Source organism: Microvirga sesbaniae (assembly GCF_025460805.1).
In the GTDB taxonomy this organism is placed as follows: domain Bacteria; phylum Pseudomonadota; class Alphaproteobacteria; order Rhizobiales; family Beijerinckiaceae; genus Microvirga; species Microvirga sesbaniae.
On sequence record NZ_JAMXFJ010000006.1, the window covers coordinates 38,455 to 61,866 of the forward strand.

Below are 23,412 nucleotides of genomic sequence, written 5' to 3' on the forward strand. Positions count from 1 at the left end.
TGGCCGGCTCACACCACCCTGCACGTCATCACCGGGCTTGTCCCGGTGATCCCGATGCGGTGAGGCGCCGAGCCCGAAAAGATCGGGATGGCCGGCACAAGGCCGGCCATGACGTGCGGAGGGTGTCATCACCGGCTCATACCACCCTCCACATCATCACCGGCCTTGTGCCGGTGATCCCGCTTCGATAGAGCGCCGCGCTTCACCGCATCGGGATGGCCGGCGAGAGGCGGGTGATGACTGGCCGGCCATGACGTGCGGAGGGTGTCAGTGAGGCCGTTCGAGGGCCGGGACAAGCCGGCCGTCGCGGGAAAGGTTGCGCCCGGCCGCCTCAGATGCAGCGTCCGCCGTCGACCTCGAGCACCACGCCGGTGATCATGCTGGCCTCGTCGGAGGCGAGATAGAGCGCCGCGTTGGCGATGTCCTGCGGGGTGGAGAAGCGGCCGAGCGGGATCGAGTTGACGAACAGCTCGCGCTTCTGGGGCGTGTCCTCGCCCATGAAGGTGGCCAGCAGCGGCGTCTCGCCGGCCACGGGAGCGAGCGCGCAGACGCGGATCTTGTTGGGGGCGAGCTCCACGGCCATGGACTTGGTCATGGTGTGCACGGCGCCCTTGGTGCTGTTGTACCAGGTCAGGCCGGGGCGGGGGCGCAGGCCCGCGGTCGAGCCCACGTTGACGATCACGCCGCCGCCCTGGTTCTGCATCAGCGGCACGGCCGCCTTGGCGAAGAGGTAGATCGACTTCACGTTGACCGCGAAGACCCGGTCGAACTCGTCCTCCTCGACCTCCAGCATCGGCCGGTTGCGGTGGCTGATGCCCGCATTGTTGACCACGATGTCGAGCTTGCCGAAAGCCGCCACGGTCTTCTCGACGGCGGCATTCACGTCGGCGGCCTTCGACACGTCGGCCGCAAGCCCGATCGCGCTGGCGCCGATCTTGTCCGCGGCCGCCTTGGCCGCCGCCTCGTTGATGTCGACGATGGCCACCTTGGCGCCCTCGCGGGCGAAGGTTTCCGCGATGCCCTGACCGAAACCGGACCCGGCGCCCGTGACCAGCGCCACCTTGCCTTCGAGGCGATTCATGATTCTTCCCTTCCGATGTGCTTTTTCTGTCCCCGCCAGGGGAGGGTTAGGAGTGGTGAGTGAGGAGCGCCTCCCTCCGACGTCAGGACCGGGCCTGTCCCGCTGATCCTTGGTCATCACCGGCACAAGGCCGGCCATGACATGCGGAGGGACGATCGTGGCCTACCCGTGCGCGATGACCAGCGTCTTGGTCGTGGTGAACTCGATGAGCCCCTCGAAGCCCTTCTCGCGGCCGTGGCCCGAGCGGCCGAAGCCGCCGAAGGGCAGCTCGATGCCGCCGCCGGCCCCGTAGCAGTTCACGAAGACCTGGCCGGCCCGCATGGAGCGGGCGACGCGGGTCGAGCGCATGGCGTCCCGGGTCCACACGCCGGCCGCGAGGCCGTAGGGGGTGCCGTTCGCCAGCCGGATCGCCTCGGCCTCGTCGTCGAAGGGCGTCGCCACCAGGACCGGGCCGAAGACCTCCTCCTGGGACAGGATGCTCCCGTGCGGCACCGGCGCCAGGAAGGTCGGGGCCACGTAGAACCCGCCGGCGGGCGCGTCGGACGCCACCTGGCCTTCGCCGATGACGGTCAGGCCCTCGTTGCGGCCGCGCTCGAGATAGCCGAGGACGCGGCGCTGCTGGGCCTGGTTGATCATCGGGCCCAGGTCGGGCTCGCGCTCGGGGTGCCCTGCGCGCAGGCTCCGGAACCGTTCCGCCACCGCGTCGACCACGTCCTGGAAGATGCCGCGCTGGATCAGCAGGCGACTGCCCGCCGAGCAGGTCTGGCCGCCGTTCTGGATGATCGCGTTGACGAGGACCGGCAGGGCGCGCTCGAGATCCGCGTCGTCGAACACCACCTGGGCCGACTTGCCGCCGAGCTCGAGGGTCACGCCCACATGGTTCTGCGCCGCCGCCGTCTGGACGGCGGTGCCGGTCTCCGGGCTGCCGGTGAAAGAGAGGAAATCGATGTCGGGATGGGCCGCGAGCGCCGCGCCGGCCGTGCGGCCGAGGCCCGTCACCACGTTGAGGGCGCCGTCCGGGAAGCCGACCTCGCGGGCCAGCGCCGATACGCGCAGGATCGTCAGCGAGGCATCCTCGGCGGGCTTCACCACGGTGGCGTTCCCGGCCGCCAGGGCGGCGCCGACCGAGCGGCCGAAGATCTGCATCGGGTAGTTCCAGGGCACGATATGCCCGGTCACCCCGTGCGGCACCCGCTCGACGCCGATGAAATGGGTGTTGAGGTAGGGGATCACGTCCCCGTGCAGCTTGTCGGCGGCGCTGCCGTAGAACTCGAAATAGCGGGCGAGCGCGATGGCGTCGGCCCGGGACTGGCGCAGGGGCTTGCCGTTGTCGCGGCTCTCCAGGAGGGCGAGTTCGTCCGCATGGGCTTCGACGGCCGCCGCGAGCTTCATGAGCAGGCGCCCGCGCTCCGTCGCGGTGAGCCTGCCCCAGGCGCCCTCGAAGGCGGAACGGGCCGCCGTCACGGCCTCGTCGATGTCCTGGGCGGTCCCGGCGGCGATCCGGGCGAGCAGCGAGCCGTCGATCGGCGAGAGCACGTCGAGAGCGAGCCCGTCCGAGGCCGGGCGCTCGCGCCCGCCGATGAGATTCTGGAACACCATGCTGGGCGCGAGGCTCGCGCCGACCTGATCGTTCATGGGTTTCGTCTCCCTAAATCATTGTGTTCATGCCCGGCACCGCGGCCAGGAGCTGGCGCGTATACGCGTCGCGCGGATGGGCGAAGAGTTGCGCGGTTTCGGCCATTTCCACAATCCGACCTTTTTGCATGACTGCCACGCGGTCGCAGATCTGGGCGGCGACCCGCAGATCGTGGGTGATGAACAGGATGGCAAGCCCGAGCTCCTCCTGCAACCCGCGGATCAGCCTGAGGATCTCCGCCTGGACCGACACGTCGAGGGCCGAGACGGCCTCGTCGGCCACCAGCACGTCGGGCTTCATGGCGAGCGCCCGGGCGATGCCGATGCGCTGGCGCTGGCCGCCGGAGAACTCGTGCGGGTAGCGCTCGGCGGCCGTCGCCGACAGGCCGACCTTGTCCAGGAGGATGCGGGCCTCGTCCAGGGCCCGGGCCGGATCCTCCCCTTGCGTGATCGGCCCCTCGGCGATGATGCGCCCGACCGTACGGCGCGGATTGAGGGACGCGAACGGGTCCTGGAACACCATCTGGATCCGGCGCCGGTGCGGGCGCAGCGCGCGCTGGGACAGGGCGCCGAAGCTGAGATCCCCGATCGCGATGGCGCCGCCATCCGGCTCGATCAGGCGCAGGACGCAGCGCCCGACCGTCGACTTGCCGGAGCCGGATTCGCCCACCAGCCCCAGGGTCTCGCCGCGGCGGATGTCGAAGCTCACCCCGTCGGCGGCCTGGACCTCGCGGCTCTTCCTCAGGAAGCCGCGCCCGCCATAGGTCTTGGTCAGGGCGTCGACCTTGAGGACGATGGGCTGGCCTTCCAGCGGCTTCGGCCCGGGGGGCGTCAGCGAAGGCACCGCCGCCAGGAGGCGCCGGGTGTAGGGGTGCTGCGGGCGGGTCAGCACCTGCTCGGCGGTTCCCTGCTCGACGAGCTCGCCCTGCTGCAGGACGGCGACCCGGTCGGCGATCTCCGCCACCACGCCGAAATCGTGGGTGATGAACAGGACCGCCGTGCCCTTCTTGCGGCGCAGGTTGTCGATGAGCTTCAGGACCTGGGCCTGGGTGGTCACGTCGAGGGCCGTGGTCGGCTCGTCCGCGATGAGGAGCTTGGGCTCGAGGGCGAGCGCCATGGCGATCATCACCCGCTGACGCTGGCCGCCGGAGAGTTCGTGCGGATAGGCCTTGGCGATCAGCCCCGGGTTCGGCAGGTTGACCTCCGCCAGGAGGTCGAGCACGCGCCGTTCGCGCTCGGCCGCGGTGAGGAGCCCGTGGGTGCGGAACGTCTCGGCGATCTGGTCCGCCACCCGCATCACCGGGTTGAGCGAGGTCATCGGCTCCTGGAACACGGTGCCGACCTCGCGGCCGCGCACGTCGCACCAGCCGGCCTCGTCGAGGGCGAGGAGATCGCGGCCGGCGAGCCGGATCGACCCGGACAGGACCCGGACGCCCGGCGGCAGGAGCCCGATGGTCGCCATGGCGGTCATCGACTTGCCGGAGCCGGATTCGCCCACGACGCAGAGGGTCTCGCCCGGATTGATGGCAAGCGACAGGTCCCTGATCGCGTGCTGCCGGTCGGCCAGGGCGGGAAGCCCCACGGAAAGGTTCTCGATCGACAGCACGGGGGAGGGGCCGCTCAACATCATGCTCCTGCTGGATGGGTCGCACCATCCTTGCCATCCCGGCCGCAACGTCAATCCGTGTCGGCCGCGCTCATGTTGAGAATGCCGCCGGGTCCGCCATATCATCCCGTTCATCCGGTGGAGCTTCCGAAACCGTGCACGACGCCGTCCCCAATCCGGTGCGAGACCGCCTGCAGGCCTGCCTCGACGCCCAGCGAGCGGCCCTGGCCGAGCGCGGGCCCGTCACGCCGGAGCGCCGGGCCGAGGGCCTCGATGCGCTCGCCACGGCCCTCGTCCGCCATGCGGAGGATTTCGCCGCGGCCGTCGCGGCGGATTTCGGGCACCGGTCCGTCCACGAGACGAAGCTCGCCGACGTCTATGCCGTCGTGGCGGCCCTGCGCCACGCGCGCAAGAACTTCCGCCGCTGGATGAGGCCGCGGCGGCGCCCGATCGACTGGATGTTCCAGCCCGGCCGGGGACGGGTCCTGTATCAGCCCCTCGGCGTGGTGGGCATCATCGGCCCCTGGAATTATCCGGTCCAGCTCACGCTCTCGCCGCTCGCCGGGGCGCTCGCGGCGGGGAACCGGGTGATGATCAAGCCGTCCGAGATCACGCCCCGCACGTCCGCGCTGCTGGAGCAGGTCGTCGGCCAGGTGTTCGACCCGGCCGAGGTCGCGGTCGTGCCAGGCGGGCCCGACGTGGCGAAAGCCTTCGCGCGGCTGAAGCTCGATCACCTGCTCTTCACCGGCTCCACGGCGGTCGGCCGCGAGGTCATGCGGGCGGCGGCCGAGAACCTGGTGCCGGTGACCCTGGAGCTGGGCGGCAAGTCGCCCGCCCTCGTGCTGGCGGATTATTCCCTCGACCGGGCGGCCGAGCGCATCGCCGTAGGCAAGCTGTTCAACGCCGGGCAGACCTGCATCGCGCCCGACTACGTGCTCGTGCCCCGCGGGAGCCAGGAGGCCTTCGTGGCGGCCTATCGCCGGGCGGTGTCGCGGCTTTACCCGACGCTCGCGGGCAATCCCGACTACACGGCCATCGTCAGCGAGCGGCATGTCGCGCGGCTGAACCGTCTCGTCGCCGACGCCCGGGCCCGCGGGGCCGGAATCCACGAGATCAATCCGGGTCGGGACTCCTTCGATGCCGCCGGGCGCAAGATCGCCCCCGTCGTCCTGACCGGCGTGCCCGACGATGCCCTCGTCATGGGCGAGGAGATCTTCGGCCCGATCCTGCCGGTGATCCCGTACGACGACGTCGAGGCCGCCTGCCGGTTCCTGGCGGCCCGGCCGCATCCGCTCGCCCTCTACCTGTTCGGCCGCGACCGGGCGCTGGTGGACCGCGTCCTCGCCCGGACGGTCTCCGGCGGCGTCGCGGTCAACGACACGCTCCTCCACTGCGTGCAGGAGGAGCTGCCCTTCGGGGGCGTGGGCGCGAGCGGCATGGGGGCCTATCACGGCGAGGCCGGGTTCAGGACCTTCAGCCATGCGCGGTCGGTGTTCCACCAGGCGCGCGTCAACGGCGCCGGCATGACGAGGCCGCCCTATGGCGGCCGCATGAACCGTCTTCTGGCCATGCTGCTGCGCTAGCGCCTCGGACAATCGGGATGGCCGGCACAGGGCCGGCCATGACGTGGGGGGGTGTTCGCACCGCCTCACACAACCCTCCACGTCATCACCGGGCTTGTCCCGATGATCTCGATAACGAAGAGCGCCGCGCCCCACCGCATCGGGATGGCCGGCACAGGGCCGGCCATGACATGCGGAGGGTCGTGCGGACGAGAGCGGGCCGCTGAGGCGGCCCTCCGGGGCCGGTCCGAACACTGCTCTCGCGCGCGTTTACGAAGGCAGCACCGGATTGATCACGAGCGCGGGATCCGCTTTCGCGTCCGACGATTTCGCAACGTGCGCAAGCGGCACGGAGATGTCGTAGGCGACGCCGCCCTCCGCGAAGTTGAGCACCATGTAGCCGCCGAGCTCGCCCTCGATGCTGCGGCGGATCAGGCGCGAGCCGAAGCCCTGGCGCTTGGGCGGCGCGACCGGCGGCCCGCCGCGCTCCGTCCAGTGGATGCGCAGCTGATCCGGGCGGTCCTCGTTCTCGACGATGGTCCAGCTCATGTCGAGATGTCCGGCATTGGTCGAGAGCGCCCCGTACTTGGCGGCGTTCGTCACCAGCTCGTGCAGCACGAGGCCCAGATTGATGGCGTAGCGCGCCGGCAGGCGGACGTCCGGACCGGTCAGGACGACCCGTTCGTCGCCCGGCTTGCGGTAGGGGGCGAGCTCCTGCTCGGCCACGTCGCGCAGCTCCGCCTCGCGCCAGGATTTGCGCGTCAGCAGGTTGTGCGTCTTCGACAGGGCCAGCAGCCGGCCTTCGAAGGCCTCCTTGAACTGCGCGGACGTCTCGGTCGTGCGCAGGGTCTGCGACGCGATCGACTGCACGGTGGTCAGCGTGTTCTTCACCCGGTGATTCAGCTCGTCCAGGAAGAACCGCTGCTGCTCCTCCGCGTGCTTCTGCTCGGTGATGTCCTGGAAGATCCCGACGAAGTAGAACGGCTTCTTCTGGATGTCGAAGAACACCCGGCCCTTGGAGTTGATCCAGCGGATGCTCCCGTCCGGGCGGCGGATGCGATACTCGTCCTGGTAGTCGCCCTGGTTCCGGACGGCCTCGCGCCATCTCTGGACGACGCGCTCGAGATCCTCGGGATGGAGGATGTCGAGCCAGTACTGCTGGTCCATGGTCTCGCTGGCGTGCGGATAGCCGAGCATGGCGGTCGCCTGGGTCGACCAGCCTCCGACGCCCTTGTTCGGATCGTACCACCAAGTGCCCATATGGCCCGCCTCGAGGGCCAGGCGCGCACGCTCCTCGCTGGCCTGAAGCGCGTGCTGCCGCTCCGCCACGTCGTCCATCAGATCGTTGAACGCCCGCGCCAGGATGCCGAACTCGCCCGACTTGCCCGGCAGGTCGATGCGGGCCTGGTAGTCGCCCTGGCGCCAGGCCCGGATGCCGTCGGTCACGAGCTCGAACGGCCGCGTGATGAAGGCGCGGCTCAGCAGGGCGGACAGGGACAGAGCCAGGATGAGCGCGGCCGCGATCAGCATGAAGCCGCGCTTCGCCGCCTGGTTGATCGACGCGAAGGCGGCCTTCGTGGACAGGCCCACCGTGATGGAGACGTCCCGCGGGGGGAGCGTGAGCGGGATGTAGCCGACGATCCGGCGAATGCCGTCGAGGCTGGTGGTCTCCGCGGTGCCCGCCTCCTTCGCCTTGGCCTGGAGCAGGTATTCCTGCGGCAGGAGCCTGCCGAGCATGCGCTCCGGCTGAGGATCCTGCACGATCACGATGCCGCGCCGGTCGGCGACCGTCAGGGAGCCGCCCTCCGGGACGGTGCGCTCCTTGAGCTTCTGGCGCAGCCATTCGAGATCGAGCGCCGCCGCGAGGACGCCGATCACGTCGCCCCGGTCGTTCCAGATCGGCAGGGCGAGCGGAAGCACGGGACGGGGAGGAAGCGCGCCTTCCTCGAAGACGGGCGTGTATTCGCCGACGACCATGCCCTTTTCGGACAGGGCGTGATGGAAATAGGGCCTGTCGGCGAAGTAGTGCTGCGTGTCGACGGTCCCGGTCGGGCGGCAGCGGATGTGCCCGCTGATGTCCATCGCCACGAAGGACAGCACGTAGGGCACCTTTTCCTGGATGGCCTTCAGATAGGGGCTGCAGCCCGGCGTATCGAAGGCGCGGATGGATGGAATCTCGTCGATGGCGAGCAGCAGGCTGTGGACGCCGTCGAAGATCCGCTCGAGCTCGGCGCCCACCAGCTGCGCCTGCCTGACGGCGAGATCGTTCACCTCGGCTTCGCGGGCGCGGCGCAGAGAGACTTCCGTGTAGGTCCAGATGACGATCGCCGGCAGAACCGAGATCACGGCAAGAAGAAGCAGACGCCTCGTCAGTGTCATGCAAACGCTCAGCTTGATGTGGGAAAGGGGACCACAAATGTCGGCGACCGTCCACCCTTCATCGCGCATCGTCCGGGCAAAATGAACCCGGATTGCCTTGGAGCCCGGCCAATGCGGCGTCGTCGATTCCTCTCACGTCGTCACCGGCCTCGTGCCGGTGACGACGAGAAACGACGCCCTCCGGATCGAGACGGCCGGGGCGAGCCCGGCCACGATGGCGAGGGGACGCCTTGACCCGGCCTCCGGGCCGTCCTCGACCGGGGCCGGCGGTCTTGCATCTGCGACCAAGAGGTGTCACGTGAGCGGCGATGGCGCTTCCTCCTCTTCTTCTCCTCCAGGACATGGCTCTCACCTTCGGCGGCACGCCGCTGATCGAGAGCGCGGACCTCTCCGTTTCGCCGGGCGAGCGGGCCTGCCTCGTGGGCCGCAACGGCTCGGGCAAGTCCACCCTGCTCAAAATCGCCGCAGGCCTCGTGGAGGCGGACCGCGGCAAGCGGTTCGTGCAGCCGGGCGCCACCGTGCGCTACCTGGCCCAGGAGCCGGACCTCTCCGCCTATCCGACGACGCTCGCCTATGTGGAGGCGGGCCTGGGGCCGGGGGACGATCCCTACCGGGCGCGCTACCTGCTGGAGCAGCTCGGGCTCACCGGCGAGGAGAAGCCCGCCGCTCTCTCCGGCGGCGAGGCCCGCCGGGCGGCGCTCGCCCACGTGCTCGCGCCCGAACCCGACATCCTGCTCCTCGACGAGCCCACGAACCATCTCGACCTGCCGGTGATCGAATGGCTCGAGGGCGAGTTGAAGAGCCTGCGCTCCGCCCTCGTGCTCATCAGCCACGACCGCCGCTTCCTGGAGAGCCTGTCGCAGGCGACCGTCTGGCTCGACCGGGGCCGGACCCGCCGCATGGACCGGGGCTTCGCCCATTTCGAGGAATGGCGCGACCAGGTGCTGGAGCAGGAGGAGGCCGAGCACCACAAGCTCGGACGCAAGCTCGTGGCCGAGGCGGACTGGCTCCGCTATGGCGTGACGGCGCGGCGCAAGCGCAACGTGCGCCGCCTCGGCAATCTCCACGCCATGCGCCAGCAGTACCGCGACCGCAACCGGGCCGTCGGCACGGTCTCCATGAGCCTCGCCGAGGCCGAGCAGTCCGGCACCCTCGTGGTCGAGGCGGAGGGCATCTCGAAATCCTATGGCGACCGCCCCATCGTGTCGAACCTGTCCCTGCGCGTCCTGCGCGGCGACCGCCTCGGCATCATCGGGCCCAACGGCGCCGGCAAGACGACGCTCATCAACCTGCTCACCGGCGCCCTGGAGCCGGACGAGGGCCGGGTGCGGCTGGGTTCCAACCTGCAGATGGTCACCCTCGACCAACGCCGCGCGAGCCTCGATCCCGACGCCACCGTGGCCGAGACCCTCACCGGCGGGCGCGGCGACACGGTCACCATCGGCACGCAGACCAAGCACGTCGTCGGCTACATGAAGGACTTCCTGTTCGCGCCCGAACAGGCCCGCACCCCCGTGGGCGTGCTCTCGGGCGGGGAGCGCAACCGCCTCATGCTGGCCCGCGCCCTGGCGCAGCCCTCGAATCTCCTGGTGCTCGACGAGCCCACCAACGATCTGGATCTCGAAACCCTCGACCTCCTGGAGGAGATGATCCAGGACTATTCCGGCACCGTGATCCTGGTCAGCCACGACCGCGACTTCCTCGACCGCACGGTCAGTTCCGTCCTCGTCTCGGAGGGCGCGGGCCGCTGGCTCGAATATGCGGGCGGCTACACCGACATGGTGGCGCAGCGCGGCCAGGGCGTCCAGGCCCGCGCCGTCGAGAAGCAGGCCAGGGCGAAGGGCGCCGAACGGCCGGCCGCCGCCGCGGCGCAGCCCCAGGTGCGGTCCCAAGTGCGGTCCCAGGTCAGGCGCAGGCTCTCCTCCAACGAGCAGCACGCCCTCAAGACCCTGCCGCAGCGCATGGGCGAGCTCGAGGCCAAGATCGCCCGGGTGAACGAGATCCTGGCCGACCCGGACCTCTACGCCCGCGATCCCGCCCGCTTCCAGAAGGCCATGGACGCGCTCACGCAGCTCCAGGCCGACCTCCACGCGGCCGAGGAGCGCTGGCTCGAGCTCGAGATGCTGCGCGAGGAGCTGGAGGGGTAGGGGTCAGCGCCACCCTCCACGTCATGGCACCCTCCGCCCTTCCTGCCACCCTCCCAATGTCATGGCCGGCCTTGTGCCGGCCATCCCGATACGGAGAAGCGCCGTGCCCATCCAATCGGGATCACCGGGACAAGCCCGGTGATGACGTGGGAGGAGAGGCTGACAGAAGCTCGGACTTCACTAAAGTGACATCACCCGCTCGCTAGAAGCGGAATCGTCACTTTTGGAGGAACGCGATGGAGTGCTTTTCGAGACGTGGCCTGGCCACGATGCTGACGATGGCCTGCCTGGCCGCCATGCCGGCCGCCCTGATGGCCGCCGAGCCCGACCGGGACGCCCTGGCCGACCGCGTGACGAAGCTCTCGCGCGGCACCCAGTGGAAGCCCGTCTCGGCGGTGCCGATCAACTTCGTGACCCATCACCCGCAGGGCATGGTGAAGATCGGCGACACGCTGTTCGTGTCCTCGGTGGAGATCAAGGAGCCGACCAAGCGCTTCCCGCAGCCGGTCGACGGCTACGACCGCGACACGGGGGCCGGCGTCGGGCATCTGTTCAAGCTCGACATGAAGGGCAACCTCATCGCCGACATCACCCTCGGCGAGGGCTCCGTCTATCATCCGGGCGGGATCGACTACGACGGGACGTTCATCTGGGTCCCCGTGGCCGAGTACCGGCCGAACAGCCGCTCCATCGTGTACAGGGTCGATCCGGAGACCATGAAGGCCGAGGAGATGTTCCGCTTTCCGGATCACGTGGGCGGCGTGGTGCACAACACCGACGACAAGACCCTGCACGGGGTGAGCTGGGGCTCGCGCCGCTTCTACCGCTGGTCCCTCGACGAGAGCGGCAAGCCCACCAACGCGGGCGAGGCGCCCGAAAAGCTGAGGGCGCTCAACACCTCGCACTACCTCGACTACCAGGACTGCAAATATGCCGGCAAGAGCCGCATGCTGTGCTCCGGCGTGACCGAGATGCGCGTGACGCCCGATGCTCCGCTGTTCCGCCTCGGCGGGCTCGATCTGGTCAGTCTCTCCGACGGCCGCCCGATCTTCCAGACGCCGGTGCTGCTCTGGACCGCCGGCGGCATGGACATGACCCACAACCCGGTCTGGATGGAGGCGAGCGAGTCCGGGATCCGCGGCTACTTCATGCCCGAGGACGACAAGTCCACCCTCTACATCTACGAGACCGAGGTGAAGTAGCGGTCGCCGTATCCGTAACACCCCGTTGATCCCCGGCCTCACACCACCCTCCACGTCATCACCGGGCTTGTCCCGGTGATCCCGATTGTTTGTGGCGCAGCGCCTTCCGGATCGGGACGGCCGGGACAAGCCCGGCCATGACGTGAAGGGTGGCGGGAAGGGCGGAGGGTGCCATGACAGGACGGGGGTGGGGTGAAAGCGCCCGCTTACCCGCCCGCCTCAAGGGTGAAGCCGGCCTTGATCATCACCTGGTAATGGCGCACCTCGCCGCCCTCCACATGGCCGCGGGTCTGGACGACCTCGAACCACCGCAGGTTCCTGAGGGTCTGGCTCGCCCGTCTGATCGCGGTCTGAATGGCATCCTCGATGCTGGTCTCGGACGAGCCGACGAGTTCGACGATCTTGTACACGTGGTCATCCATGGGGCGCTCCGTGCTGTGCCGAGAGCATGAACCTAGCGCATCGGACGGAAAAGTGGACCCGGTCTTCGCTGGCGCGGCCCTTCGGGTCGCTGACGCGGCCCTCTGGGTCCGTCCGATGCTCTAGCCTTCGGCCCGGTGGGATCGCACGTCCTGCTCGATGGCGCCGAAGATCGAGTGACCCTCGCGGTCCTTCATCTCGATGCGGATCGTGTCGCCGAAGCGCATGAAGGGCGTCCTGGGCTCGCCCTGGAGGATGGTCTCCACGGTGCGCAGCTCCGCCAGGCAGGAATAGCCGAGGCCGCCCTGGTCGACGGGCCGGCCCGGCCCGCCGGCCTCGTCCTTGTTGGACACGGTGCCGGACCCGATGATCGTGCCGGCGCCCAGGGGCCGGGTCTTGGCCGCGTGGGCGATCAGGGTCGGGAAGTCGAAGGTCATGTCGGTGCCCGCGTCGGGCCTGCCGAAAGGCCGGCCGTTGAGGCTCGAGAGCAGGGGCAGGTGGAGCCGGCCGCCGTCCCAGGCCTCGCCCAGCTCGTCCGGCGTGACGGCCACGGGCGAGAGCGCCGAGGAGGGCTTGGCGTGGAAGAAGCCGAAGCCCTTCGCGAGCTCGGCGGGAATCAGGTTTCTCAGGGAGACGTCGTTGACCAGGACGATCAGGCGGATGGCCCCGGCCGCCTCCTCGACGGTCGCGCCCATCGGCACGTCGCCGGTGATCACCGCGACCTCCGCCTCGAAGTCGATCCCATGAGCCTCGTCGACGGCCAGGATCGGCTCGCGCGGGCCGAGGAAGGAATCGGACCCGCCCTGATACATGAGCGGATCGGTCCAGAAGGAGGCCGGCATCTCGGCGCCGCGCGCTCTCCTGACCAGCTCCACGTGGTTCACGTAGGCCGAGCCGTCCGCCCATTGATAGGCCCGGGGCAGGGGCGACGCGCAATCGTGCTCGTGGAAGCGGAAGGCCGGCACCGAACCGTGCTCCAGCTGCTCCGCGAGATCCCGCAGCTGAGGCTCGACTTTTTCCCAATCGTCCAAGGCTTGCTGAAGCGTCGGAACAATGAAAAAAGCGTCTGTCGCGCGGGTCAGGTCTTTCGACACGATGACGAGGCGGCCGTCACGGCCTTGGTTGAGGGAGGAGAGCTTCATTGCCACCGACCGGGTTGTTATGGTCCTTTCAACTTGCAACAGAATGCTTTCCGGGGAAACGCCAATGACGACGATGAAGAGAAGAAACTTCCTGAAGGGGGCAGGGCTGGCGGCCGCGGCCGGAACGGTGGCCGCGCCGGCGATCGCGCAGAGCATGCCCGAGATCCGCTGGCGTCTGACCTCGAGCTTCCCGAAATCCCTGGACACGATCTTCGGCACCGCCCAGACCTTCGCCAAGTACATGGCGGAGGCGACCGACAACAAGTTCCAGATCCAGGTCTTCGCCCCGGGCGAGATCGTCGGCGGCCTTCAGGCCATGGACGCGGTGCAGAACGGCTCGGTCGAATGCGCCCATACCCCGCTCTACTACTATATCGGCAAGGAGCCGGCCCTCGGCATGGGCACGGGCCTGCCCTTCAGCCTCAACGCCCGCCAGCTCCATTCCTGGTGGCACTTCGCCGGCGGCCGGGAGATCATCAACGACGTGCTGGCCCGGTATAACTGCACCTCCCTGGTCTGCGGCAACTCCGGCGCCCAGATGGGCGGCTTCTTCCGCAAGGAAATCAATACGGTCGACGACCTGAAGGGCCTCAAGTTCCGCATCGGCGGCCTGGGCGGGCAGGTCCTGGCCAAGCTCGGCGTCGTGCCGCAGCAGGTCGCCCCCGGCGACGTCTATCCTGCCCTCGAGCGCGGCACCCTCGACGCGGCCGAGTTCGTCGGTCCCTACGACGACGAGAAGCTCGGCTTCCTGAAGGTCGCGAAGTACTACTACGCTCCCGGCTGGTGGGAGGGCGGCGCCATGCTGCACCTCGTGGTCAACCAGCAGAAGTGGAACGAGCTGCCGAAGCAGTACCAGGCGATCATGAGCCAGGCGACGGAAGCCGCCAACAACTGGATGCTGGCCAAGTACGATGCGGTGAACGGCCAGGCCCTGCGCCGCATGGTCGGCGCGGGCGCGGAGCTGCGCACCTTCTCGCCGGCCATCCTGGAAGCCTCCCTGAAGGCCGCGAACGAGCTCTATGCCGAGCTCTCGGCCAAGAACGCCGACTTCAAGAAGGCCTACGATTCCATGGTGGCCTATCGCAGCGACGTCCTGCCCTGGTGGCAGCTCAACGAATACGCCTTCGACACCTTCATGATCCGCACCCGCGGGCGGGCATAAGGCACGGTTTTCAGAGCCCTTGGCGCCGTTCGTTCCAGCGGCGTCGCAGGGCGGTCGCGCATCGATGACGGCGTGGTCGGGGGATATCCGGCCACGCCGTTCCGTTGTGGGCCTCTGACCCAGCGGCAGAAAACCTGGTTGCTCGTGCAACGAATTGTGCTATTGGTTGCCTGTGCAACGATTGAGGTCGCGATGGCAACCGGATCCGCAGCGAAGAAGCGTCCGCCCGACCCGCTGGTGGTTCTCGAGGCATTTCTCCCGTACCGGCTCAATGTTCTGGCCGGGCTGACCTCGAGCGCGCTCGCGCAGATCTATGCCGAGCGCTACGGCCTTTCGATCCCGGCCTGGCGGGTCATCGTGACCCTCGGGCAGTACGAGCTGCGCACGGCGCGGGACATGGCGCCCGACGGGGTCATGCACAAGTCGACCGTCTCGCGCGCCGTCTCGGCGCTGGAGAAGCGGGGGCTCGTCGTCCGGCGCCCCAATCTCGACGACCGCCGGGAGGAGTGGCTGGCGCTGACGCCGCGGGGGCGGGAGATCTACGAGGCCGTTGCTCCCGAGGCTCTGGCCGTCGAGGAGCGTCTCCTGTCCGTCCTGACATCCGACGAGCGGCGGGCGCTTTCGTCCCTGATCGAGAAGCTGACGCGACAAGCCCGGCTGCTCGCGCCGCGAGACCTCGAGGAGGGTGACGCGTGAAGCTCTACACCTATTTCCGGTCGTCCGCCGCCTACCGGGTCCGGATCGCCCTCAACCTGAAGGGCGTGACGTACGAGTCCGTCCCGGTCAACCTGCTGAAGGGGGAGCAGCGCGAGGAGACTTACAGGGCGATCAATCCGCAGGGGCGCGTGCCGTCCCTCGAGATCGGAGCCGCCACGCTGATCCAGTCTCCGGCGATCCTCGAATACCTGGACGAGGTCTATCCGGAGCCGCCGCTGCTGCCGGTGGGCGCGGTGACCCGGGCCAAGGTGAGGGCGATCGCCAGCCTGATCGCCTGCGATATCCACCCGCTCAACAATTCCGGGACCTTGGCCTACCTCAAGAACCGCCTCGGGCACGATCAGGCGGCCGCCGACCAGTGGTATGCCCATTGGGTCCGCGAGGGCTTCGAGGCCATCGAGGCCCTGCTCGGGCCCGGGCCCTTCGCGTTCGGGTCCAAGATCACCCTGGCGGATGTCTATCTCGTGCCGCAGGTCTTCAACGCACGACGTTTCAACGTCCCCCTCGAGGCCTATCCGAAGATCGCCGCCGTGGATGCGGCCTGCTCGGCGCACAAGGCCTTTCATGACGCGGCTCCGGCCAACCAGCCCGACGCGACCTGAACACGAATCCCATCCGCCCCGGGGCGAGTGCGTTGTTTCCACAAGCCGAGGCCCGTCGGTCGACGGCAGCATACCAGGAGGAAAATCATGGGACCTTTCCCGCACGATGCGCCCCCGGCGGCCATCTCCGAAGACAACCCCATGGGGACGGACGGATTCGAATTCGTCGAATTCTGCCATCCCGACCCGCAGGCCCTCGATCGCCTGTTCAAGACCATGGGCTTCAGCGCGGTCGCCAGGCACCGGTCCAAGACCGTGACCCTCTATCGCCAGGGCGACATCAACTTCATCGTCAACGCGCAGCCCGGCTCCTTCGCGGAGCGTTTCGCCTCGCAGCACGGTCCTTCGGCTCCCGCCATGGCGTTCCGGGTGGCCGACGCGAACTATGCCTTCGACCGCGCCCTTGCCATGGGGGCCAGGCCGATCGAGACGCAGGTCGGACCCAACGAGCTCGAGATCCCGGGCATCGAAGGCATCGGTGGACTTCAGATCTACTTTGTCGATCGCTACGGCGCCAAAGGGTCCATCTACGACGTGGATTTCGAATGGCTCGGCGAGCCCGATCCGAAGCCGAAGGGCGTCGGGCTCTATTACATCGATCACCTGACCCATAACGTGTATCGCGGGCGTCTGAACGAATGGGCGGGATTCTACGAGCGCCTCTTCAACTTCCGGCAGATCCGCTACTTCGACATCGAGGGAAAGCTGACCGGACTGCACTCCCGCGCCATGACCAGCCCGGACGGCAAGATCCGGATCCCGATCAACGAGGACGCCGGCGAGACCGGCCAGATCGAGGAGTATCTGCAGGAGTACAAGGGCGAGGGCATCCAGCACGTGGCTTTGGGCTCGCATGACCTCTACGAATCCATCGAAGCGCTCATCGAGGGCGGCCTCGAGTTCATGCCGGCCCCGAACGACATCTACTACGGCCGCATCGACAAGCGCCTGCCGAGCCACGAGGAGCCGCTCGAGCGTCTCCGGAAGAACGGAATCCTCATCGACGGCGAGGGCGTGGTGGAAGGCGGCTTCACGAAGGTGCTGCTCCAGCGTTTCGGAAAGACCGCCATCGGGCCGATTTTCTTCGAGTACATCCAGCGCAAGGGCGATGACGGATTCGGCGAGGGCAACTTCAAGGCGCTCTTCGAATCGATCGAGGAAGACCAGATCCGCCGCGGGGTGATCGGTCCGAAGGTGGCTTAAGGCCCGGACGGGACAACGGGACCCGGGTTCGGGTCCGATGCTCACATCCTGGCTGGCGCATCGGTGATGACGTGGAGTTGGTGGCAAGGGCCGGCGCTGCTCCCTCCGCACGTCATGGCACCCTCCGCCCTTCCTGCCACCCTCCACACGTCATGGCCGGCCTTGTGCCGGCCATCCCGATGCGGTGAGGCTCGGCGCCACTCAGAAGCGGGATCACCGGGACGAGCCCGGTGATGACGTCGAGTGGGGGAGAGATGGCCATCCCGATTGTCCGATGCGCGAGGCCAGGACGATTCTGCGATTCGACGGGAAGGCCGGGTTCGCCCGGCCTTTTTCTTTGGCTCCCGCAGCCGACCTGGCGAAATCGTGACGGTCGTTATTCACAGGCCCGGTCGAGGGTCGGAGCCCGAAGCGGCCTTCACCGACGTCATGGGGGCCTCCGGCAGCGCCCGCCAAACCCTTTTTGCTTAAGGATTTCTGAACTCCGGGCTCCAAGTCTTAACGAAGGGTTAAGAAGCCAGCTTTGAACGTTGCGTTTGTGCAACATGCCCCTGAAAAGCCCCGTCTGCTGCCCGTTTTGCGCCTTCATTCGGTTGCCTGCGGTCCAGTCATGGATAATGTGGCTCCAGCGACGGGGGCACCCCAGTCGTGATCCTGGTGTCTCCGACCGAAAAGGCGGGCCACCGGGTACTAGGGGAAAAGGGACGTGTTTAGGGCTTCGTCGAAGCACTCGAAGCACAAAAACCCGGCCCCCCAGGGTCTCGAAACTTTGGAGGTTTAACCATGAAGCTCGCTAAGAGCCTCTTCCTCGGATCGGTCGCGGGTCTCGCCGCTGTCGCCGGGGCTCAAGCCGCCGACCTTCCCGCGAAGAAGGCCGCTGCTGTCGAATACGTTCGCGTCTGCTCCACCTACGGCGCAGGCTTCTTCTACATCCCCGGCACCGAAACCTGCCTCCGCGTCGGCGGCCGTGTTCGCGCCGAGTACCAGTACCTCGAGGCGAACGACCGCGAAGACGACTCGATCGGCTTCCGTGCTCGCGGCCGCATCCAGCTCGATGCCCGCACCGCCACCGCCTACGGTCTGCTCCGCACCTTCGTGCGCTTCGACGTCACGCACAACACCGGCGTGTACGGCGGTGACACGGCGATCGTCGACCAGGCCTTCGTGCAGTTCGGCGGCCTGACCGCCGGTCGTACCGTGTCGTTCTTCGACAACAGCGACCTGCCCACCGGCCACTTCGGCACCCTGCGCTTCTCGGACGCTCCGACCGTGAACGCCCTGGCCTACACCTTCTCGTTCGGCAACGGCTTCTCGGCCACGCTGTCGCTCGAAGAGGGCCGCTTCGCTCCGGCTGCTGACGGCGTCATCATCAACGGCCCGCTCGTCGCCGGTGTCGACATCTCGGCCGGCCAGCGCGCTCCCGACCTCGTCGGCAACCTGAAGTACGCTGGCACCTGGGGTTCGTTCCAGGTCTCCGGTGCGGCTCACCAGATCCGCAGCAACGTGCTGACGGCCGCCTACGGCCCGATCCTCGAAGGCACGATCCCGGACACCGAGTACGGCTATGCCGTGACGGCCCAGGGCTCGATCAACCTGCCGATGCTGGCTGCTGGCGACGCCCTCTGGCTCGCTGCCACCTATGCTAACGGCGCTCTCGCCTACCTCGGCGCTACCGGCAACATCACGGCCAGCAACGTGACGGGCCGCGTGGTCGACGCCTATATCGGCCTCGATGGCGACATCGAGACGGGCGAAGGCTGGTCGATCGCCGGTGGTCTGCGTCACTACTGGACCCCGACCATCCGCCAGAACGTCTTCGGTTCGTACGCTCGTATCGAGTACGGCAACCAGGTTCAGGCTCTGACCGGCATCGACTTCGACTTCAACGAGTGGCGCCTCGGCACCAACGTGATCTGGTCGCCGGTGGCTGGCCTCGACATCGGTGTTGAAGTTCTCTACGCCAACGTCGACACCAACAACCCGCAGTTCGTCGATGGTCGCCTGCGCGACAGCGGCGACTCCTGGGAAGGCCGCCTGCGCGTTCAGCGCGACTTCTAATCGGCCTGGCCTGATTGGATAAGAGAACCCCGGTGGCGACACCGGGGTTTTTCTTTTGCGGCGTCTCGCGGTGAGATCCCGGGCCCGGTTCTAAAGCATCGGACCCAAAAGTGGACTTGCACTTTTGGGATCCGTCCGATGCTCTAGGGACCGGCAACGCAGAGCATCGGACCCGAAAGGGGACCCACTTTCGGTCCGATGCTCCACTCTTGGCTGGCCCATCGTCCGGGCCTCTGTCTCGATCGCTCGGCCGGATGGTCACCCCTTCGTCATCACCGGGCTTGTCCCGGTGATCCCGCTTCCGGAGGGCGCTGCGCCTCTCCACGTCATGGCCGGCACAAGGCCGGCCATGACGTGGAGAGGGTGGCAGGAAGGGCGGAGGGTGCCATGACGGGAGTGTCGGCACCGGCCCGCACCACCGTGTCCACGTCATCACCGGGCCTGCCCCACACACCACGTCATCACCGGCCTTGTGCCGGTGATCCCGATGGTCTGAAGCGCCGCGCCCCACAGTATCGGGATGGCCGGGACAAGCCCGGCCATGACGTGCGGAGGGTGGCGGGAGGGGCGGAGGGCGGCCATGACGTGGGGAGGGTGTTGTCACCGGGCGGAGGGTGCCGTGACGCGGGAGGGTGTTGTCATCGGACCTTGCCACCCTTCCACGTCATCACCGACCTATCCCACCCCGCAACGTCATCACCGGGCTCGTCCCGGTGATCCCGATCGTTGGGATCGCCCGGTTGCGGACCATCGTCACGGGCGTAAAGCCGCTTTCCGTCGGCCGCGTCGACGAAAAGGTCGCGATAGCAAAAGCTCATGTCGATCCGGTCATGCCGCGCCACGGCGAACGGCAGCCTTTCTCGTCAGTTGGTGCTCGTCGCATCCGCCGTCGCCGGGATCGCCGGAGCCGGCTTGTCGTTCAGCCGCTGCCGGTAGACGCGCAGGTTCTCCAGCACCCGTTGGACGTAATTGCGGGTTTCGTAGAACGGAATCCGCTCGACCCAGTCGACCTCGTCCACGTCCGGCTTGCGCGGGTCCCCGTAGGTCCTGACCCATTTGATCACGTTGCCGCCGCCCGCATTGTAGGATGCGAACGCGAGGACATAGGAGCCCTTCCAGTCCTCCATCAACTCGCCGAGATGCGCCGAGCCGATCTTGGCGTTGTAGGACGGATCCTCGATCAGTCGCTTCAGATCGAAGCCGACGCCGAAGCGCTGCGCGGTCCTCTTGGCGGTGGCGGGCATGAGCTGCATCAGGCCGCGCGCGCCGGCGCTCGAGATGGCGCGCGGATTGAAGGCGCTCTCCTGACGGGCGATGGCGTAGACCATCGCCGGCTCGACCTCGTCGCCCACGGGCTGGAACTCGGGAATGGCCGCGAGCGGGTAGGCATGCTGATCGAGGGGAAAGCCCCGTTGCAGCGCCATCTTGCCGACCGCCAGCACCGCGCGGGGATTCTGCTGGGCGGTGGCGAGACTCGCCAGGGCGTCGAGCTGTCCCGGATCGGTCAGGGTCTGGGCGAGGTCGGTGTAGAGGCTCAGGGCCAGATCCTGCTCTCCGATCTGCTGCAGCAGCTTGACCGCCTGGACCGGGACGAGCGCCTCGAAGGCCTGGCGTTCCTCGTCCGTCAGCGGGTCGACCTTCCGCAGGGAAATCGTTTGTCCGAGCTTCGCCTGGGCCAATTGCCCATAATAGGTCGTGGGCTGGTCGGCCGCCCGCCCGTAGTAGATCCTGGCGTCCTGTCCCTGGCCGGCCGCCTCGGCAGCGCGCCCCTGCCAATAGGCGATCCGCGAGATGGAGATCGGCGTCGAGGCGGTCTTGGCCACGGCGGCGAAGTGCCTGGACGCCGTTGCCGGGTCGTTCAGGAAACGCAGCGCGATCCAGCCCGCATGGAACTCGGCCTCGATCTGCTGCGAGGGCGATTCGGCCGCGTGATGGCTTGCCACCTCGTAGGCGGTCTTCGGGTCGCCCTTGTCGAGGAGGGCGCGGGTGATCAGGCGCTGCTCGGCCCACCATTCATCGCCGTCGACCCGAAGCTCCGGGTCCTGCGGCGCCTGCATGATGATCGCGGCGGCCTCGGCCAGGTTGTTGCTCCGGCGCTGGAGCAGAGCCTTGGAGAACAGGTAGGAGGGGTCGCCGCGCAGGGAGGCCGGGACGGCCGCAAAGGCCTTCTCGGCTTTCTTCTTGCCCTGGAACACGGCCATGCGCGCCTTGACGAGCAGTTCGTATTCCTTGCCGGCATAGCCGGCGGCGCGCTGGGCGCCGCCCCAGTTCTCCTTGAGAAGGAGCCTCTCCATGCGGAAGCGATGATCGGCCTTCGCAAGGACGTCCGGGAACCGGTCGAGAACGCGGCGCTCCATGTCAGGGCCGAAATTGTCCTCCCGCCAGGCATGGCGGATCTTCTCGTTCGCCTCCTGGAGGAAGCCATCCGCCTGCAGGGCGAAGGCGAGGGCGATCCGGCCGGCGGGCGTGACCGGAGGCTGCTTGGCGAAAAAGGCCCGGACCTGAGAGGCGGGCCTGCGCTCGGCCAGCAGGGCATCCTCGCTTCTCCTCCGAAGCTGGCTGGTGACCGGCCATTGCGGATAGTCCTTCTGGAAGGCGAGCATGCGGTCGAGACCCAGGCTGAAACCGCTTCGGATCGCGAACCATTCGATCAGGGCCTGGGCGGCCGGCTGGGTCAGCTTCGTCTTGAGGATCTGAGCCTCGGTCAGATCGTTGTCCCGGTAAGCCTTGAAGATCTCCGGCAGGTGATCCAGGTCACCCGGCACCGGCGCGCTCGGCACGAAGCTTTCCAGAATGGCGGGCTGTTCCGGAGCCGGCGTGCCGGAAGCGGGTTCGGCGTGGACGGAGAGGACGACGAATGGGACAAGCGCGACGGACGTCACAAGACCGAGGAGAGGACGCATGTTGAGGCTCACCCGCTAACCCCTTGCTGCCGCGTTTTATCTTATTGTGACGACGTTTCTCTTGAGGAAACACTAAGAGCCGAGCTAGGACAACTCCCTGAACGAACGTTTGCGCGCATGCGCCGCACCCCCTATGTGTAAAACCCAAATCCCCACGTGTACCTCGGCCCAAGAGAAGGCCCGGCGCGCCCATCGAGGAATGACCCCATGACCCACTTCAAAGGCTCCATCACGGCTCTGGTGACCCCCTTCAAGGACGGGGCCGTGGATGAGGGGGCGTTCCGGTCCTTCATCAACTGGCAGATCCAGGAAGGCACGAGCGGCCTCGTGCCCGTCGGCACGACCGGCGAGAGCCCCACGCTCAGCCACAAGGAGCACGAGCGGGTCGTCGAGATCTGCGTCGAGGAGACCAAGGGCAGGGTGCCGGTGATCGCCGGGGCCGGCTCCAACAGCACCGCGGAGGCCGTGGCCTTCGCCCGGCATGCGGAAAAGGTCGGTGCCGACGGAGTGCTGATCGTGACGCCCTATTACAACAAGCCGACGCAGGAGGGCCTCTACCAGCACTTCAAGGCCGTCAACGACGCCATCGGCATCCCGATCATCATCTACAACATCCCGGGCCGGTCGGTCATCGACATGTCGGTCGACACGATGGCGCGGCTCTACGAGCTCAAGAACATCGCCGGCGTGAAGGACGCGACCGCCAACATGGCCCGGGCGAGCCTGCAGCGTCAGGTGCTCGGACCGGACTTCATCCAGCTCTCCGGCGAGGATGCGACCGCCCTCGGCTTCATGGCCCATGGCGGCCATGGCTGCATCTCGGTCACGTCCAACGCGGCGCCCCGGCTCTGCGCCGAGATGCAGAGCGCCTGCCTCAAGGGTGATTACGCCTCGGCCCTGAAGGTCCAGGACCGGCTCATGCCCCTGCATACCAGCCTGTTCGTCGAGACGAACCCGACGCCGGTGAAATACGCCGCGTCCCTGCTCGGCCTCATGGAGGATACGGTGCGCCTGCCTCTGGTGCCCGCGTCCGAGGGGGCGAAGCAGGCGGTCCGTTCGGCCATGGTCCATGCGGGCCTGATCAACGCTTAAAAAAGAGCTCATGTCCAAAGATCCAAAGACTGCCAACCGGGTCGTCGCCGACAACAGGAAGGCGCGGTTCAATTACGAGATCCTCGATACCTACGAGGCCGGGATCGCCCTGACCGGCACGGAGGTGAAATCCCTGCGCCAGGGCAAGGCGACCATCGGCGAGGCCTATGCCGGACCGTCGGGCGAAGAGTTCTTTCTCTTCAATGCCTACATCCCGGAATACCTTCAGGCGAACCGCTTCAATCACGAGACGAAGCGCCCGCGCCGGCTGCTCCTGCACAAGCGCCAGATCGACAAGCTGATCGGCGCGACCCAGCGCGAAGGATTCACGGTGATCCCGCTCAAGATCTACTTCAACGATCGCGGGCGGGCGAAGGTGGAACTCGGCCTCGGGCGGGGCAAGAAGCTGCACGACAAGCGCGAGACGGAGAAGGAACGGACCTGGAACCGCGAGAAGGCCCGTCTCATGCGCGAGAAGGGCTGACTCTCTCCTTCCGCCCT

General features: G+C 67.7%; 17 protein-coding genes. 10 read left to right on the forward strand and 7 right to left on the reverse strand.

Going from position 1 to position 23,412, the window contains the following annotated elements; translation table 11 throughout:
• Positions 1–331: 331 nt before the first annotated feature.
• The 3 genes from OCW50_RS11025 to OCW50_RS11035 all read right to left on the reverse strand — a co-directional run bounded on the left by OCW50_RS11025 (position 332) and on the right by OCW50_RS11035 (position 4,343).
• Positions 332–1,081 (reverse strand): SDR family oxidoreductase, encoded by a 750-nt coding sequence (locus tag OCW50_RS11025; protein ID WP_262270971.1) that lies wholly within the window; start codon positions 1,079–1,081, stop codon positions 332–334.
• Between the two features lie 162 nt (positions 1,082–1,243).
• Positions 1,244–2,716: an aldehyde dehydrogenase family protein gene (locus OCW50_RS11030; RefSeq protein WP_373371370.1), complete on the reverse strand. Its 1,473-nt coding sequence runs from the start codon at positions 2,714–2,716 to the stop codon at positions 1,244–1,246.
• 13 nt (positions 2,717–2,729) lie between these two features.
• Positions 2,730–4,343, reverse strand: a complete 1,614-nt coding sequence (locus OCW50_RS11035) for an ABC transporter ATP-binding protein (RefSeq protein WP_262297544.1) — start codon at positions 4,341–4,343, stop codon at positions 2,730–2,732.
• Between the two features lie 134 nt (positions 4,344–4,477).
• Between OCW50_RS11035 and OCW50_RS11040 the strand changes: the two genes are divergently transcribed.
• Positions 4,478–5,905, forward strand: coding sequence for a coniferyl aldehyde dehydrogenase (locus tag OCW50_RS11040; protein ID WP_262297545.1), 1,428 nt, complete (start codon positions 4,478–4,480; stop codon positions 5,903–5,905).
• Between the two features lie 249 nt (positions 5,906–6,154).
• Here OCW50_RS11040 and OCW50_RS11045 read toward each other — a convergent pair whose 3' ends face one another.
• Positions 6,155–8,263 (reverse strand): sensor histidine kinase, encoded by a 2,109-nt coding sequence (locus tag OCW50_RS11045; protein ID WP_262297546.1) that lies wholly within the window; start codon positions 8,261–8,263, stop codon positions 6,155–6,157.
• 308 nt (positions 8,264–8,571) lie between these two features.
• On the opposite strand from OCW50_RS11045, the gene OCW50_RS11050 reads away from it, so the two are divergent.
• Positions 8,572–10,410, forward strand: coding sequence for an ABC-F family ATP-binding cassette domain-containing protein (locus tag OCW50_RS11050; RefSeq protein ID WP_315974418.1), 1,839 nt, complete (start codon positions 8,572–8,574; stop codon positions 10,408–10,410).
• Positions 10,411–10,646: 236 nt separating this feature from the next.
• The gene (locus OCW50_RS11055; RefSeq protein WP_262297547.1) at positions 10,647–11,612 is read left to right on the forward strand and encodes a DUF6454 family protein; all 966 of its coding nucleotides are present in this window, start codon (positions 10,647–10,649) and stop codon (positions 11,610–11,612) included.
• A gap of 206 nt (positions 11,613–11,818) precedes the next feature.
• Here OCW50_RS11055 and OCW50_RS11060 read toward each other — a convergent pair whose 3' ends face one another.
• Both OCW50_RS11060 and OCW50_RS11065 read right to left on the reverse strand, forming a co-directional pair.
• Positions 11,819–12,034, reverse strand: coding sequence for a dodecin (locus tag OCW50_RS11060; protein WP_262270966.1), 216 nt, complete (start codon positions 12,032–12,034; stop codon positions 11,819–11,821).
• A 120-nt stretch (positions 12,035–12,154) separates the two neighbouring features.
• Complete coding sequence (locus OCW50_RS11065; RefSeq protein WP_262297548.1) at positions 12,155–13,174, reverse strand: fumarylacetoacetate hydrolase family protein; 1,020 nt, start codon at positions 13,172–13,174, stop codon at positions 12,155–12,157.
• Positions 13,175–13,247: 73 nt separating this feature from the next.
• On the opposite strand from OCW50_RS11065, the gene OCW50_RS11070 reads away from it, so the two are divergent.
• The 5 genes from OCW50_RS11070 to OCW50_RS11090 all read left to right on the forward strand — a co-directional run bounded on the left by OCW50_RS11070 (position 13,248) and on the right by OCW50_RS11090 (position 18,916).
• Positions 13,248–14,336 (forward strand): TRAP transporter substrate-binding protein, encoded by a 1,089-nt coding sequence (locus OCW50_RS11070; RefSeq protein ID WP_262271002.1) that lies wholly within the window; start codon positions 13,248–13,250, stop codon positions 14,334–14,336.
• A 192-nt stretch (positions 14,337–14,528) separates the two neighbouring features.
• Entirely contained in the window at positions 14,529–15,032 is a 504-nt protein-coding gene (locus OCW50_RS11075) for a MarR family winged helix-turn-helix transcriptional regulator (protein ID WP_262297549.1), read from the forward strand.
• Positions 15,029–15,655: a maleylacetoacetate isomerase gene (maiA, locus tag OCW50_RS11080; RefSeq protein WP_262297550.1), complete on the forward strand. Its 627-nt coding sequence runs from the start codon at positions 15,029–15,031 to the stop codon at positions 15,653–15,655. The genes OCW50_RS11075 and maiA overlap by 4 nt, the downstream gene beginning before the upstream one ends.
• Before the next feature lie 87 nt (positions 15,656–15,742).
• On the forward strand, positions 15,743–16,858 hold the full coding sequence (hppD, locus tag OCW50_RS11085) for a 4-hydroxyphenylpyruvate dioxygenase (protein ID WP_262297551.1): 1,116 nt from the start codon (positions 15,743–15,745) through the stop codon (positions 16,856–16,858).
• 783 nt (positions 16,859–17,641) lie between these two features.
• Positions 17,642–18,916 (forward strand): porin, encoded by a 1,275-nt coding sequence (locus tag OCW50_RS11090; RefSeq protein ID WP_262297552.1) that lies wholly within the window; start codon positions 17,642–17,644, stop codon positions 18,914–18,916.
• A gap of 863 nt (positions 18,917–19,779) precedes the next feature.
• Here the strand turns inward: OCW50_RS11090 and OCW50_RS11095 are convergent.
• A complete protein-coding gene (locus OCW50_RS11095; protein ID WP_262297553.1) occupies positions 19,780–21,819 on the reverse strand; it encodes a lytic transglycosylase domain-containing protein in 2,040 nt (679 codons plus the stop codon).
• A gap of 207 nt (positions 21,820–22,026) precedes the next feature.
• Here OCW50_RS11095 and dapA point away from each other — a divergent pair, with 207 nt between their 5' ends.
• Both dapA and smpB read left to right on the forward strand, forming a co-directional pair.
• Complete coding sequence (dapA, locus tag OCW50_RS11100) at positions 22,027–22,911, forward strand: 4-hydroxy-tetrahydrodipicolinate synthase (RefSeq protein WP_262297554.1); 885 nt, start codon at positions 22,027–22,029, stop codon at positions 22,909–22,911.
• Positions 22,912–22,921: 10 nt separating this feature from the next.
• A complete protein-coding gene (gene smpB / locus OCW50_RS11105) occupies positions 22,922–23,395 on the forward strand; it encodes an SsrA-binding protein SmpB (protein WP_262270780.1) in 474 nt (157 codons plus the stop codon).
• Positions 23,396–23,412: the final 17 nt, after the last annotated feature.